We start from the raw sequence: 14018 nt of genomic DNA on the forward strand, positions 1-14018 counted from the left end.
TCACATTATTCAGCGTGGGAACCGACGCCTTCCGACTTTTTCAAGGATGATGAATACATTCACTATTTGAAGAGCATGCGCTTTTGGTGTGACAAGCATGAAGTCGAAATATGGGCATATTGCTTGATGACAAATCGTGTCCATTTAATTGCCACGCCGAAAACCGAGCAGGGCCTGAGTTTGGCTATTGGTGAAGCGCATAAGCGCTATACTTGCCGAATCAATAAACGTGAAAAATGGACGGGACATCTGTGGCAAGGGAGGTTTTCTTCCTTTGCAATGGATGAAAAGTATCTTGTCGCCGCCGCCCGATATGTAGAGCGAAACCCGGTTAGGGCGGGGATGGTCCCAAAAGCCGCCGACTATCGATGGAGCAGCGTCCGAGCACATTTGACAGGTAAGGACGATGTACTTGTGAAAACGGCTCCATTGCTGTCGTTGGTTGATGATTGAGAGGGGTTTTTGGCAAAGGATACCAGTGATCGCGACCGTGACTTGTTAAGAGGACACGGGCGTACAGGCCGTCCTCTGGGTGGCAATTCGTTCTTCGACAATTTGCAGTCGATATTGGGGAAGGATGTAAGACCCAAAAAGCCTGGCCCAAGAAAGAGAATTAGGGAGGTGTCCCCCTAATCTGATAAAACAACTACTGACGGATTAACAATTAAAGTTCGCAATGGAGGACTATAATGGACGCTTGTGAAGTAAAAACCAGTAAGGATCTTGCACGCTTTATCGAATATTTATCAATTGAATCTAATAACAAAAATTGCGAATGGGAAAACGCAACGTTACCCGATTTTCTCGATGCGTTGTCTGGATGCGCAGACGCAGTAGAGCAAAGATATATAAATAACGATGTGGATATGTCAAAATTGACACAATGGAGAATTTTTGCTGACTTATTGGATGCAGCCACAATATATGAGTAGTAATTCGCAACTGGATTTTGTGTAATGTTAATTTGATGAGATAAATTTTTGACAGGCCTCGATAAAACTGGGCCTTAACTCTCCTCTGCGAATTGTGAGTTAGGGAGGGGCAATTTAGAAGGCTTTTTAACATCATTAATATGTGAAGTGCCCATAGCGGATGCCTGGAATAGTCCCGTTTATTTCCCTGATAGGTCCCACCATATCATTCGGAGCGGTAATCGCAGACCGCAAGTCTTCTTCCGTGGGGATGATTACCAAGTCTAGATTGAATTAATGCGTGAATGGTGCGCGAAACACGCGGTCGAAATCTGGGCATATTGCCTCATGCCGAACTATGTACACCTCATCGCGGTTCCCCAAACCCCGAAAGGGCTTTTGCGAGCCATTGGGGAAGCGCATAGACGATAGACCCGCCACGTCAATTTCAGGGAGAGGTGGCGAGGTTACCTGTGGCAGGGGCGTTTCGCGTCCTTCGTCATGGACGAGGGCTATTGCTTGTGCGCCGCCCGGCATATTGAGAATAATCCGGTTAAGGCGAAGCTTTGCCCGAAGCCGGAAGCGTACGCATACAGCAGCGCGAGAGCCCACCAGTCAGGGGACGCCGAAGTCCTGGACAACACCATGCCGTTGCTTGAGCTGGTCGGGGACTGGAAAGTGTTTCTTTCGGTGCAAGACGACGAAGGCGAAAATCGTCTCAGGCAGCACGAAAGGACAGGCCGTCCCGCCGAGGATGCCGCTTTCATCAGAACGCTTGAGTTAAAATTGCAGCGGAAATTGAAGCCCGGAAAGGCCGGAAGGCCAAAGAAAAAAATAGTATTGTGTCCCCAGATTTCCCAGTTTTATGCGTCCTTATGCGCGTATCGCGTAGTCATAATTGGGGAAGCGGTCTTTCAACAGCTTGCTGCATTCTCCCAGGGTGCATTCCTTGTTGATGCACTCTTCGAAAACAGCAATTTCTTCTCTGGTCAGTTGGAACCCTTCGATCTCAAGTGAAGCTTTGGCATGCATGAAACGGCGTGTCATGACTTCAACTTTTGTTTTGGGGCATTTGGCCTTCGCGAAGGTGTATTTCTGGCGACCTTTCATGAATTAAGATTAATCATTCTGGAAGAAAAAAGCCAATATTCCGACTTGGCAAGTCGATGAAGATCAATAGCTAAACAAATCGGAGAGTGCATCCTACTTCGCTCAGGGCCTCCCAAATGTCATCCAACTGGATCCCAAACGGGGAAAGCTCAATCTCGATTTCTCTTGATGGGAATGTGCTTTTGAATATGTCGATTCTCTTTTCATCCAGGAGCCGGGCTGAGGCTATTCGAGCTGTCAAATCCACTATAGGCGGCGGGCTTGCGTCGGTGAAGCCGTCCAATGCATATGCCAGCGAGGACACGTCTCTGAGAAAATGTTCTGTCGGCAGAAGAGGCATTTCCCATTTTCGGAGAGTTAGGTCGACCTCATAGTAGTCTATATTGGCATAATCGGAATGCCAGAAAAGCCAACCTCTGGCCGGGATGTTTCGCCATGCTGTCAGTATCTGGGACGGCCTTCCTTTCATCGATATCCATAGCGGGGGAGCGTCGTAGAAATCAAAGACGAAGGCTTTGCCTTGCCGAGTTTCTTCCGGGGTGAATGCGGCGAATTCCTTGTCTGATATTCCCACGTTGTGTTTGGCGGGAGATTGAGGAATGCCGGTTGTGTGTACAAGTTGAGAAAATGGAAATAATTTGATCAGGCTGTGGGTGGCAGAGGCGCATGCGCTCCCAGACATCCACCGGTGAAGCTGCGAGGTGAAGTTGGGGAGATCGTCTTTTGGGAAGAGCTGTGTGAGAGACGCGAGCGAGCAGGGGGCTTGGGTTGTTCCAGACAGGATGTCGTTGATGATTCTGTTCGCACTGGAAGGGGTGATCCTATCGCTGCTTTCTGTTTGCCCTTGCAGTTCAGCAAGAAACGAACTGACCCATGCTCTTGAACGGAGTTTGTCTATGAAAAGGTTTGCCGGTCTTGCCATGGCCCTATCCTGAAATGTGATGCCTCTTGTTTAACTGTGCTAGAAATAGCTTCAGCTTTTTTGTTTTGAGCAACCATTTTGCGTACATCGCTTGTTAGCTTGGGCGGCATGAAAACACATAAAACACAACTCTCTGGTTTGAAGATCCTGAATGTCAACGAACTCGCCGACCTTCTCGGTATGACTAGCGCGGCTGTCCGTAGCCATTGGCAACGACGTAACTATGAGTCCATACCCCGTCCGGTTCATTTCGGTCGCAGGCTTGGTTGGCCAGTCCCGGTCATCGAGGAGTGGCTTCAAAAGAAAATCGAAGCTGACTCGATCTGGCGGTGAGTTGCTTCTGCTATTCCGCAAGTTGAAACAGCTCGCTTGGATTGCAGTTCAGCGCGTCTGCCAAGGTTTTGATGTTGATTGCGCTGACGTTTCTTTCTCCTCGTTCCACTGATCCGACATATGTACGGTGAAGCCCGGTGATTTCCGCAAGCTTTTCCTGCGATATGCCTTCCTTCGTTCGCTTTTCTTTGATGGCTTTGCCAAGCCGTTTCAAAAACTGCTTTTCTTTAGGCGTGTAATTCCCTGCCATGCAATATTCCTCCGAATATTGCATGAATATTTGACTCTTATAAGTCTACAGACTATAAGTAGCTGTCTGCCCGTGATGATGCCGCTAACCAGGAGGAAGTAATGAGTAAAAAGAACTTTACGTATGTAAATACAGTCGAGGACGGCAAGTGCCCGTTTTGCGGCGGCTTCGTGCCTCAAGGCGTTTCCGTCTGCGAAAGTTGCCATGCCGTGCATGGAGAAAAAATAGAAGGCGCAGGCAGCTTCCTGCTTTTACCTGTTTTGGGAGCGGCCCTATTCGCTGGGGGAGTGGTGGGTGTTCACTTCAAAAATGGTTTTTGGGGAGTCGTAGCTGGGTTCGCTATATTCATTCCCTGCGCCGTCGGGATTATGAAATTTTGTACCTCAAAGGGTTGGTTTCGGTAGTAGACCCTGAGTCCTTAGGGTGATTCCGTCGGTCGGTGGTCTCTTGATTTCACCGGCTGAGCCCCTTCAACGTGTCGGAGCCCGCGCCGAACTCCCTTTTGTCCTTGCCTCGCCATGCCATAATGCCCTTGAGTGGTGTCTGAGCAGTGGCCGAGCGCGAGGGCGATCAATTCCTTGCTTAGCCGAGCTTTTTTCAAGTCTGCGGCTAATTGTTGGCGAAAGCTGTACTGTGATACTTTGTCCGCCCAGTCTTTCCCCAAGCTTTTGATTACTGCTCGCCGGAATGATTCACGAAGGGCCCGTTCGCTTGCGGCTGGTCGAAGCTCGATAGCCCCTCCTGATTGCTTCACGATCGTGAATAAGATTTTTTCCATTGCCGTGGATGACTCAATAGTCATGATTCGGGTATTCTGGCCGTAACCGGTGTTCGTCTTTGAGCCGTGAACGGTAATGATGATTTGGTCGCCCGCTACCCTGACCTGCACGCCTTTTGAAAACTCGTCCGGCCTGCATCCGGTAACGGCCAAGGTCGCAACAAGCGGTCGGTGCTGTTTCGCGATGGTCGCATATATCCGTTCCTGCCAATCCGGGTAGGTGCGATTGAGCCGTCCAAGATATTGTCGTTTACCTTTGTGGGGCTTCGGGTCGAACGGTACATCATGCGCCGCTTCGAGGTTGTTGCGGTATCTTGTCCGGGAATAGTCCGCCTTCTGTTCCGCCAGTCTTTCGCAGTCACGGCGGACTATCCTTTTCAGATGAGCGGCTTGATCGTCGGCGGCAGTTTGGTCGTGTCGGATAAGCGCATGAATCTCTTCGAGGTGCTTTGCGATGCGGGATGCAAGACCATGTTGGTACGCTCCCTTGAGAACATAGTACCGGCTTTTGCTGATGGGGTTGGAATTGTGGGCGCGAATTTCGGCATATTCCTGCGGCGTCAGGTCGGAGTCTTCCAGCATGTCGAAGGCGTTTGCGTAATCCCTTGCCGATCGTTCGGAAAGTTGTTTCGAGGCGATTTTGACCGCGAGTTGTTGGAACTTCTTATGTTGCATTTGATGTTCCCCTCACCCCTCTGCCCGCCGTGGCCGTGCAGCTCCCCTCAAAGGGGAGGAGCGGCTTATGGTTTTTCCGAAGCGTGAATCACGCCAACTTTTCGCAAGCTCAAACCTGTCATGATTCACGCATCGGAAAACCATAAGCCTATATTCGCGGTAGGTCAGTTGAGCCTTCCGCGAATAAATGAACTGCGCGTGATTCATTTGATTCAATTTTACATGGGTCATCCTTCCCGGCCAATGGCATATACGAGACTTCCGGATATATTGTACTCCTTGGCAAGGCTGGCCACCTTATCTCCTTTATCTAGGCGTTCACGGATTTCCTTGCGCTGCTCTTCGCTGATTTTGGCGGGGCGGCCGAGACGGATGCCCTTGTTCTTGGCCTTCAGTACACCTTCATTTCGACGTTCATTGAGGAGGGTTTGTTCAAAATCGTATATGGATTTGAGCCATCGAAAATTGGCTTCAAAATCCTGGGCGCGTGGGTCAATCCGTAGGTCCTCATCCATGAAGACGATAGCCGTGCCTTTGCTTGCGATTCTCTTTACCAAGTCGACTAGCTCTCGGATATTGCGCCCAAGCCGATCCATGGATTTGACGAACAGAATGTCGTCTGACTGGAGGGAGTTCAGGCATTTTTCCAGGGCAGGGCGAGGTTCGCTGCTTTTGCTTCCAACCTCGTCGACAAACAGGTTTTCGGAAGGAAGGCCTGCGCGATAATCGCATTTGTCCATCGGGCCAATGCGGGTGTAACTGACTCGTGCTCCCTGCCGTTCAAGCAACGGGTCGTGGCTTTCATAATTCTGTGTCGTATTCATTCGGCTGCCTCATGGTTCGTGTAACAGCGCACCGTGGGCGAGGCAATCAATGTGATCGGTTGAATTTTAGTGTTCCATGTCGAAGTGCGCAAAGGGCGCAGAGGTTGTGTTTGCTTCCCTTTCCGAGAGGGTGCCCGCAGCGTTCGCAGGTTGAAAAGGCTTCTTTTTTTGCCTGAATGAGTATCCATTTGAGTGAGTTGGGGAGCTTCGGTGCTTTGTGTATCGTATCTTTCATGTCCAGAGTACGGAATTGAACATCGAATCGGCCATTGCCCCAGCTGGAGGAGGGCTCAACATGAAAGGCTGTAATCTTTGCCCCCGGATGGTAACGTTTGATTCGGGAAAACATTCTAATGATAATATTTGTCCAGCCTGCGGGAGCGATCGTTGAGATGTGGCGCGACAGGATATTTTCCCCGTAGGCCTCCACGTATCGAGTTAAAAAGGCGTCAGTCGCATGGCTGTTACTGGTTTGCGGACGTCGCATATGTTCCCTCCAGATGTTCTCGAATGAATTCCTCTACCTGATTTCGTTGGTTCGGCTTACAGTCGATCTCTAGGTATACTCCGGCATCTTCGATTGCCGCCACAGCCTCAACAACGACATGGTTTCCGAATTGGTGTTTGAGGTCTCGGAGAGCCTTCATGATTTCGCCGTGTCGTTCGGTATCGTATGCTATTTGCAACTCTTTTAAATCGCAGAGTATGTCACTGAATTCTTGGACAAGCGTCATATAATCCGGTCTGGATGCGATTGCGGCGGGAACAGAGGAGCGCGCGAGTGTTGCATCCAGTATATCCATGTCTGCCAGTGGAGATAGATGTGGGGTGAGGGGCGATTTTACCTTTTCTATTATTGCAAGCCGCGACTGGCATAGTTGAAATGCCTTTTGGAATCGGAGCGTTCGCACCCTTTGTTTTCGGGTAGCCAAATCGAAACGTGTGACCAGGGCTTCACAGGAATCGAGCTGCGCCAAGGTCTTTTCCAGTCCACAGAAGTGTCGGAAGTAGCTGTCGGCAGCAGGGTCATCATTTTGCAGAATAATTTTGGTGCTGCAGTTGGCAACGAGCGCGTTGACCTGATCCCGCAAGAGGTTGTTTGCATAGAGGCCGGAGAGTGTTTGGGTCGCGACGATATTGACGCAACCAAACTCTCTGGCCTTTGAGAACCAGGAGAAATCGTCGAACGGGTTGTTCGGGGAAACATTGATGACATCCTGGTATTCGTCCGCCATGAAGAAGCATTTTTCTTGCTGTCTGCAATCATCCAGAGTGCGGTATACGTCACTGTAGTATCTTTCTTTGATGTGGCGCGCGAGTAATCTGGCCGCGTGTCCGTGCGTGTTTTTGAAACGAAGAAGAATGATTTTCCCCGCCTTGAGTAGTTCTCGGTAATTCAGTCGAAGGGCTGCCGTGTGGCATGACAAGCTGGAAACTAAGGAGTCATCGGAAGTGATGGCTGCTAGTATTTGGCGCGGACCTCGGAGTTGGTAATCGAGTTGTTCGTGATAACTCTTTATTTTTGTCTCTGTGAGAATGTGGAAGGCCGTTGACCGAATTCGGGTGACAAATGAACGGTGGGCATAATTGTCGCGCGTGTATACATGTGATAGAAAGAAATCGAACACCTTTTTCGAAAAGTCATAATCATTAATGCACCTGTCAAGCAGCGCAAAGCTGGGAACGAATCGTTCGTCATAGGGACGAATGAAACGCAGGAGCATGACCAAATCGGCAAGTAGTCTGACTCCCTTGTGCAACCAGTCTACGTTGGAGCTGTGCTCCAAGCCGGTAAGGATCAGGGATTCTAAGGCGTTTTGAGTTTCTTCTAGTGAAAGCCCATCGAGCAAATTGATGGGCGTGGCAGTCGGATGTGTCCCGATTTCTATTATGTCGTCTTCTCTGCCTGTCGCCTTGGCGAGCTTCCGAATTTGGGCCGTAAAGTTGTTTTTGACGTCCACAATCAGCCCGGATCGGCCCTCTTTCATAAGTGCATAAGCCATCGGGAGCATGAAAGAAGTGGTCTTTCCGCGCCCCACACCTCCAATGACGAGAACGCCATGGGTGCCTTCGTCAAAGGAGATGCTGTCACCCTCATCGAATTCATAGAGAAGAGAGCCCGTTCCGTTCCCCTTGGCAAAGTCGTTCTTGAGGCCAGAAATAACTCGAATTTTTTCCCGGTTCTTTTCTCGGAAAGCCTGAGATGTGTCCATATCGTTCTCCGTAGCAATTGTTATAAAAATCTTTTAATAATTTTTATAAAAACGGTCAACAATAAATTCATCCATAACCTTCACGGTTATTAGGCGAGGCCCATACGAGTTTATTATCTGCGTGAGTAGGGCAGTTCTTTTCTGACCCCTTCTCCATTAAAGGGGGGTAAAGTCCCCCATCTTAGGACTAGCTAGTAGCAGAGACTTCCCGCCGATTGGAGATGTCCCCGTTTTAGGTCCGGGCTTGTGAGGTCGGAGTGGCAAACGGAGTAGTGCTAGGACTCGGAGTGATGCTTAACCACGTAGGTGGGACAACGAGTCGATAGCCCCTTCAACATCTAAAATGCCAACGCTGCAGTTCGCATCGAGCAGACCGCCATCAAGAAGGTAGTCGAATTTTTCTTTGCTTTTCCCTTTCAGGGCATGGATCAAGACCATTGGGTCTGGAGGGGGGCTTCTCAGGATGCTGTTAATCGCTTCGCTGAAGGTTGCTGGCGGCATCTTATGGGTCGTGAACACCGGACCAACGTAGTCTACAGAAAGCCCCGACTTGAGCAGCATAAGGAAGATCGTGAAGCAGATTCGATCCCCTTTCCAGACAACAAAATTCGTATCGGCACCTTTGGACAACAAGCTTTGATGCTTAAGGTCGGTTTCCGCGTATGTCTTTCTCGCCTGTGCCAGCAGTTCTTGTCCTTGTTTGTTCAAAAATCGGGGGGGTGCTGTAGCCTCAAGACAATTTCGCATTTCTTCGCGCACTCGGTCATGCACGAACGATCCGCCGCCACCGTCGAATTTGGGGAGTTCGCCGCCTGTTGCGGGAGACACCATCACCTGTTTTCTCTCATCATCATACGATTTGATGATCCAGCGCCGCCCGGCAAATATCAAAAATGAATCGGGGACGATCGGGTATACCGTGGTCAAGGTCCCCAGCGTCTTTCCATCGGTTACGATGCTTACCTCCTCCGGGGAGGTGAATGCGGCGTAAAAGGTGTAATGCTCGACGATGCGTTCACCTTTCTCGCCTAGAAGCAATGTCCCGTCCCCGGCTTGTAGCAGAATGTCCTTCGCTCCGAGTACGGTCAGCAGGTGCTTGAAGACGTCTGTGTCTATATGGCCGAAGGGACCGGTACCGCACAGTGCGTTCCATGCGGCGGCGGGGTTCATCCCTCCATGTTGGGATATAGATGACAGAAGTTGCTGGATGAACGTTGAAAGATGAAGCCGGTTTGGAAGCGGCGGTTCGTTCCAGCCTTTTGCCAAAAGCTGGATCATGGCCACGGCCTGGACTGTCCGTAAGCGAAGCTTGTGAAAGAGCGGCAATTCGGCATCCCACTCGGCTTCCCGGACATAAGAGCGGAGTATCGCCGGGTCGCCTTCCTTTCTCCCGGAACGCCCTATGCGCTGGCAGAGGCTGGCGACCGAAGGGGGAGGGCCTATTTGGGCGACGCTTTTCACGCTTCCAATATCTATCCCAAGCTCCAAGGTGTTCGTGCAGACGACTGATGTGGGGAGGCGATGCTTTTTCAGGCGTTCTTCCGCTTCCTCTCGGATTTCCTTTGAGAGACTGCCATGGTGCGGGAAGAATTCATTGGGTACCCGCGCAGCTTCGCTGGTTCTGCGGAGCATGTCGGACAAGAGTTCGACGTTCTGTCTGCTATTGGCGAAAACGAGGTTGTTGCTGCCTCTGAGCGTCGTGAAGAGGTGGCTGCCGATCGCCTGCCACACGCTTTCCCCGTTATGATCCGGGCCAACGGATTTGGTTTCGACATACCCCCGGACTTGAACCTTCAGTTCCCTGCCTCCTGTTTTTGATTCAATAATGTCGCAGGGCAGAGAGCCGTCATGCCGCAGGAAATTCGTGGCCATGGACATGTCGCCCAAGGTTGCGCTCAGCCCGATGCGGGGTATTTTTCTTCCTGCCGCGATCTCCACCCGATGCATGAGGCTTTGCAATTGCATTCCCCGCTCGGTTCCTATGAACGCGTGCAGTTCGTCCACCACGATTCTTCTCAGTGAGCGAAATGCCTTTCGTATCTCTGCATGACGCCTGATGAACAGAGCTTCAAGTGATTCTGGTGTAATGAGTAGGATGCTTGACGGCGTACTCAGCGCCTTGCCTTTCTGGGATGCGGAAATGTCGCCGTGCCAAGCAAAGACCGGCACATCCGTATCGCGGGTGACGCCTTCCATCCGCTGGAACTGGTCGTTGATCAGCGCCTTGAGGGGGATGATGCCGAGTATGCCGACTCCCTCAGGTTCAGTTCTCAAGACATCACTTATCGCGGGAAGAAAGGCCGCCTCGGTTTTTCCTCCTGCGGTCGAGGCGGAAATGATGACATCCCGATTGCCGTCGAGGATGGAGCCTATTGCCTGCTCCTGGATATCCCGGAGGCTGGTCCAGCCCTGTTGCCATATCCATCTCTGAATGGATGGGTGAAGGAGTGTGAAGCCCCTAGATTCTGAATGTTGTGAGCTCATCGTCACCCGAGGTGTCCTCGATCGATTCCGCACCGCCGTTGTCCTTGGCTATGCAAACGGTGTGCAACAGTTCCTGCCAGGAAGCCCCGGGGTTTTGCTCGAGAATTGCCAGCAGGTCGAGGAAGGCCTTGATGGTGTTGCGGGGAGTTCGAAAGTAGTCTTGGCCGATGGTGTTGTTGCAATGCTCAAGAAATTTCGTCAAGGCGTCATCCGGCAAGGCGTAAGCTTCTTCACTACCGCTTGCGAAAACATGGCGCAGCCGCTCCAGAAGTACATACATATCCTCCGGCGTAAGGTTTGCCAGATTGATGACAGGGCCGCTCATATCTACATAGTGGCCCGAAGCGAAGGTGTTCAGGGCGAGCCGTGATTGAAGGGCTTCATAACTGAACAACCCTCGCCTGGTGTCCAGAAGGAAATCAGGCGTGCCTCCCATGAGGAAGGCAAGACCTTCGCAATTGGCTTGCAGGCAATCGTTCAGTATCCGTAGCAGTTGTTCGTAGTTGTTCTTGCGGCTGACGGAGTTGCTGATTTTGTAGAGGTTGACCATTTCGTCTATACAGACAAGCAAACCTCCGTATCCGGCAAGTCGTACGAATTGGGACAGGATTTTCAAGTGGTCGTACATTGATGCGTCATCGACAAAGGTCCTGACGCCGAGGGCGGCCCGGGCGTCGGTCTTTGTCGTGAATTCTCCTCGTAGCCAACGGATCGCATTCCCCTTGGCCGCCTCGTCTCCCGAGTCATGGCCTTCCCAATACGCATTGATGACGTCGGCAAAATCATAGCCGCCGACCAGTTCCGTCAAACTTTGAAGACGGGAGTGAATGACTTCGCTGGGCTGTAGTCCGTTTGTCTTGGACTCCTGAATTGCCGTTGAAATGAATTTTTCAACGACCGAGGGCAGGGCTCCCCCTTCGGCCTTTGCGCGTGTGGCAAGATTCCTGACGAGCTCTCGGTAGAGAGATTGAGTTTGACCGGTGGATGAGTATAGTCGACGTTCCGGGGTCATGTCCGCGTGAACCGTTACCAGCTTTTTCTCTAAAGCCACGGTCCGCACCAGGTTCATGAAAAAGGTTTTTCCCGACCCATATTCGCCGATCACCATCCGAAAGGAGGATCCGCCGTCGGCAACCGTATCGATGTCTTGCAGCAGGCTTTTCACTTCCAAGGCTCGGCCGACCTGCACATGTTGAAGGCCGATTCGAGGGACGACGCCGGATCGAAGGGATTTGATTATCGCATCGCGCTCTTTGGGGCGGAGTTTTTTTGTGTCGCTCATGCCAGCATCTCCTCAAGGACTTCTCGGTTCACTTCTATGTTCTCTTCATCAAAAAGCACTTCGTCATCGAAATTATCAAGCGCAGCATCATTCAATGATTCCAACACGCCGGAGGGCATCAAGCCGAATTTTTCAGCCAAAGCGTTGAAGCTGTCCTTGTCCCAGGAGTCCTGTTCGCCGAGTTCGACAAGGATGTCTTTGTACGGTGCGCCAAGCCCATAGAAATCAGGGGCTTTTTCTGCTTCGGGTTCCGGTTCCGCGACATCATCCGTGAAAACGTCTTCCAGCAGTTCGGCGACCTCCTTCGTCTGTTCACGCTTGAGACGCAGACGGTCGGCATCAAGCTTGACGTCGGCTTCGGGACTTGCGCCTGGAGCAGGCGGGATGGAATAGCCGGTCTTGCCGGTGTCCGCATCTTTTACGGTAACAGGTTGGCTGTCGCCGTTGGCGAGGAAACGGTGGATGTGGGTCTGGACATCCTTCGGCTCCATTCCCATGGTTTTGTATATCTTCTCCAGAATCGTTATTTCCTTGGGGTGAATGACTCCATCCGCTCCGGCCACACTGATCAGGAAATCGGCCACTTTTTCGCGTTGCGCCGCACTGAGCCCGGCCAATTTTGCCTTCATGCCGGCCATGCTCGGCGGACGGGCAATGATCCATTCGAAAAAGGCGGTGAGCCGCAAGGTCTCTGTCGGGCTCAAACCCAAGGATGAAGCCAGATGAGAATTCAGGGCCGAACGCTCTTCTGGCGAGACGTCTCCATCTGCGGCCGCGACCAGTCCCGTCAGATGTACGAGGGCAATGGCCTGATGATAGCCTGTGCCGGGAGCCTCCTCTGTACCTTCCGGCAATTTGAAAAGGATGATCTCATCTCCGGCTGCGGGAGTGCGGCCTCCACGCCGGGGATCGGGCTCCATTCCAATCCCCAATGCGCCAAGAATGTTGGCCGTTTGGCTGGCTTCCGCCTTGGTGAGCTTGCCGGAGGTCTTGGTCGGCCACATTTCGATCAGTGCGTTGACCTGGGCGGTCCCCATGTCCTTGCCAGCCAACGCGCTGTTGCAATACTGCCGGAGGGCGTCCAGCTCTGCGGATTTGCGTTTCATGGCGATGGAACCGGGCAGGAGGGCGATGCCCGCAATTCCTTTTGCGGCTTCGGGGTCCTTGCCCATAAGGCGGCTGTAAGCCTCCAGTTCCGACATGCTTTGGTCCACAAGTTTCCAGAGATTGCCGAGAGGACGTTTGAGGCCACTTGGGTCCGGAATGTCAACATCAGAGCTGAATCCTCGAAGGGATGAACTGGCGGGATGATATTCAAGTCTGATCTTTTTCTTGTTGGGGGGAACGACCATCCCTTCGCCGAATTTTTCCTGGTAAAGAGTCTTGAAGAGGAAAGCGAATTCGTGCGGACAACGCTTTGCCGGTACCCGCAATCTGGTTTCCGGGTCTCTGAGTACCCATTCCAGAGCCAGATTCCAAGGTATCGGTTTCCCCTCGGCAACGTTTCTGCCAAGTTCTATTGTGAAGCTTGGCGGATATATTCCCCTGGCGATTTTGTTGGGATTGATTTCCGATTTGTGGGTGCCGTCTCCGATCAGAACACTGACAAGCCCCAAAAAGTTTTCGGAGTATTGCCTGAACGAGCGGTTGTCGCCGTAGATTGCAAGAAGCTCACTCGCCTCGTCGCGTATCCGGAGCAATTCTTCATTCCCCGGCTTGCTGTGCAACACCCGTCTTTCAAGACCATAAAAGAACAGGAAGACATAACCTATATACGCACCTTCGACCCGACGCCCTTTGGCAAGCCAGTCGATGTACGCAGCACGTGCTTCTGGTGAGATCCGACTGTACGAAGGCCAGTAGGACATTCCGAAATTTTCCGTGCACGATCTGTCGGAGCTTCTGGGCAGTTCGGGGTTGATGAGGGCCGGATCGGCGCCGTAGCCGTTCAGTGTGCCAAGTCCAGTGCCAACGTAGAGCATTCCGCCTTTGATGGTGTGTCCGTATATCTCGACAGACTGGCCCGGAGGAATCCAGCATTGCTCGTCGGATTGTGTCGCTTTAAAATTGTAATCATCATAATCGTCATCGGAATAGGTGACTCGGACTTCGATGCTGCTGGTGAATTCTTCGAGCTGTTGCTCGGCCTTCTTCTTGGCGGATGCCTTTTTGATGAAGTGGACTATGAGCCAGATTATCAAGACTGCAACGATGGCATTTCCCATGATGAAATCCT

The 14018-nt window shown here is 51.7% G+C and carries 13 protein-coding genes; 4 read left to right on the forward strand and 9 right to left on the reverse strand.

The genetic code is table 11. From position 1 onward, the window contains the following. From J0909_RS11345 to J0909_RS11360, 3 genes are all read left to right on the forward strand, one after another. The coding region (locus J0909_RS11345) for a transposase (RefSeq protein WP_207262949.1) at positions 1 to 453 on the forward strand (453 nt) is incomplete at its 5' end. A gap of 236 nt (positions 454 to 689) precedes the next feature. Further along, complete coding sequence (locus J0909_RS11350) at positions 690 to 932, forward strand: DUF7660 family protein (RefSeq protein WP_207262950.1); 243 nt, start codon at positions 690 to 692, stop codon at positions 930 to 932. A gap of 480 nt (positions 933 to 1412) precedes the next feature. Continuing rightward, positions 1413 to 1928, forward strand: coding sequence for a hypothetical protein (locus J0909_RS11360; protein WP_207262952.1), 516 nt, complete (start codon positions 1413 to 1415; stop codon positions 1926 to 1928). A 163-nt stretch (positions 1929 to 2091) separates the two neighbouring features. Here J0909_RS11360 and J0909_RS11365 read toward each other — a convergent pair whose 3' ends face one another. Then, positions 2092 to 2943, reverse strand: coding sequence for a hypothetical protein (locus J0909_RS11365; RefSeq protein ID WP_207262953.1), 852 nt, complete (start codon positions 2941 to 2943; stop codon positions 2092 to 2094). A gap of 343 nt (positions 2944 to 3286) precedes the next feature. Then, positions 3287 to 3526 (reverse strand): helix-turn-helix domain-containing protein, encoded by a 240-nt coding sequence (locus J0909_RS11370; protein WP_207262954.1) that lies wholly within the window; start codon positions 3524 to 3526, stop codon positions 3287 to 3289. Between the two features lie 101 nt (positions 3527 to 3627). Here J0909_RS11370 and J0909_RS11375 point away from each other — a divergent pair, with 101 nt between their 5' ends. Continuing rightward, positions 3628 to 3930, forward strand: a complete 303-nt coding sequence (locus J0909_RS11375; RefSeq protein ID WP_207262955.1) for a hypothetical protein — start codon at positions 3628 to 3630, stop codon at positions 3928 to 3930. A gap of 14 nt (positions 3931 to 3944) precedes the next feature. Here J0909_RS11375 and J0909_RS11380 read toward each other — a convergent pair whose 3' ends face one another. The 7 genes from J0909_RS11380 to J0909_RS11410 all read right to left on the reverse strand — a co-directional run bounded on the left by J0909_RS11380 (position 3945) and on the right by J0909_RS11410 (position 14007). Next, complete coding sequence (locus J0909_RS11380) at positions 3945 to 4979, reverse strand: site-specific integrase (RefSeq protein ID WP_207262957.1); 1035 nt, start codon at positions 4977 to 4979, stop codon at positions 3945 to 3947. A gap of 227 nt (positions 4980 to 5206) precedes the next feature. Continuing rightward, complete coding sequence (locus J0909_RS11385; RefSeq protein WP_207262958.1) at positions 5207 to 5803, reverse strand: recombinase family protein; 597 nt, start codon at positions 5801 to 5803, stop codon at positions 5207 to 5209. Positions 5804 to 5849: 46 nt separating this feature from the next. Beyond that, a complete protein-coding gene (locus J0909_RS11390) occupies positions 5850 to 6290 on the reverse strand; it encodes a hypothetical protein (protein ID WP_207262960.1) in 441 nt (146 codons plus the stop codon). After that, positions 6268 to 8016: a type IV secretory system conjugative DNA transfer family protein gene (locus tag J0909_RS11395; protein ID WP_207262962.1), complete on the reverse strand. Its 1749-nt coding sequence runs from the start codon at positions 8014 to 8016 to the stop codon at positions 6268 to 6270. Before J0909_RS11395 ends, J0909_RS11390 begins: the two co-directional genes overlap by 23 nt. A gap of 294 nt (positions 8017 to 8310) precedes the next feature. Then, complete coding sequence (locus J0909_RS11400; protein ID WP_207262964.1) at positions 8311 to 10500, reverse strand: DEAD/DEAH box helicase; 2190 nt, start codon at positions 10498 to 10500, stop codon at positions 8311 to 8313. Further along, complete coding sequence (locus J0909_RS11405; protein WP_207262966.1) at positions 10475 to 11782, reverse strand: ATP-binding protein; 1308 nt, start codon at positions 11780 to 11782, stop codon at positions 10475 to 10477. Before J0909_RS11405 ends, J0909_RS11400 begins: the two co-directional genes overlap by 26 nt. Continuing rightward, positions 11779 to 14007 (reverse strand): tellurite resistance TerB family protein, encoded by a 2229-nt coding sequence (locus J0909_RS11410; RefSeq protein ID WP_207262968.1) that lies wholly within the window; start codon positions 14005 to 14007, stop codon positions 11779 to 11781. Before J0909_RS11410 ends, J0909_RS11405 begins: the two co-directional genes overlap by 4 nt. Between the last annotated feature and the right edge of the window lie 11 nt (positions 14008 to 14018).

The sequence above is a fragment of the Desulfovibrio sp. Huiquan2017 genome (assembly GCF_017351175.1).
GTDB lineage: Bacteria > Desulfobacterota > Desulfovibrionia > Desulfovibrionales > Desulfovibrionaceae > Pseudodesulfovibrio.

Bases quoted from the DNA above. Each gene is read 5' to 3' on its own strand.
- J0909_RS11380 (WP_207262957.1), bottom strand. From the start codon at position 4,979: ATGCAACATAAGAAGTTCCAACAACTCGCGGTCAAAATCGCCTCGAAA.
- J0909_RS11405 (WP_207262966.1), bottom strand. From the start codon at position 11,782: ATGAGCGACACAAAAAAACTCCGCCCCAAAGAGCGCGATGCGATAATC.
- J0909_RS11395 (WP_207262962.1), bottom strand. From the start codon at position 8,016: ATGGACACATCTCAGGCTTTCCGAGAAAAGAACCGGGAAAAAATTCGA.
- J0909_RS11365 (WP_207262953.1), bottom strand. From the start codon at position 2,943: ATGGCAAGACCGGCAAACCTTTTCATAGACAAACTCCGTTCAAGAGCA.
- J0909_RS11370 (WP_207262954.1), bottom strand. From the start codon at position 3,526: ATGGCAGGGAATTACACGCCTAAAGAAAAGCAGTTTTTGAAACGGCTT.
- J0909_RS11375 (WP_207262955.1), top strand. From the start codon at position 3,628: ATGAGTAAAAAGAACTTTACGTATGTAAATACAGTCGAGGACGGCAAG.
- J0909_RS11400 (WP_207262964.1), bottom strand. From the start codon at position 10,500: ATGAGCTCACAACATTCAGAATCTAGGGGCTTCACACTCCTTCACCCA.
- J0909_RS11390 (WP_207262960.1), bottom strand. From the start codon at position 6,290: ATGCGACGTCCGCAAACCAGTAACAGCCATGCGACTGACGCCTTTTTA.
- J0909_RS11350 (WP_207262950.1), top strand. From the start codon at position 690: ATGGACGCTTGTGAAGTAAAAACCAGTAAGGATCTTGCACGCTTTATC.
- J0909_RS11410 (WP_207262968.1), bottom strand. From the start codon at position 14,007: ATGGGAAATGCCATCGTTGCAGTCTTGATAATCTGGCTCATAGTCCAC.
- J0909_RS11360 (WP_207262952.1), top strand. From the start codon at position 1,413: ATGGACGAGGGCTATTGCTTGTGCGCCGCCCGGCATATTGAGAATAAT.
- J0909_RS11385 (WP_207262958.1), bottom strand. From the start codon at position 5,803: ATGAATACGACACAGAATTATGAAAGCCACGACCCGTTGCTTGAACGG.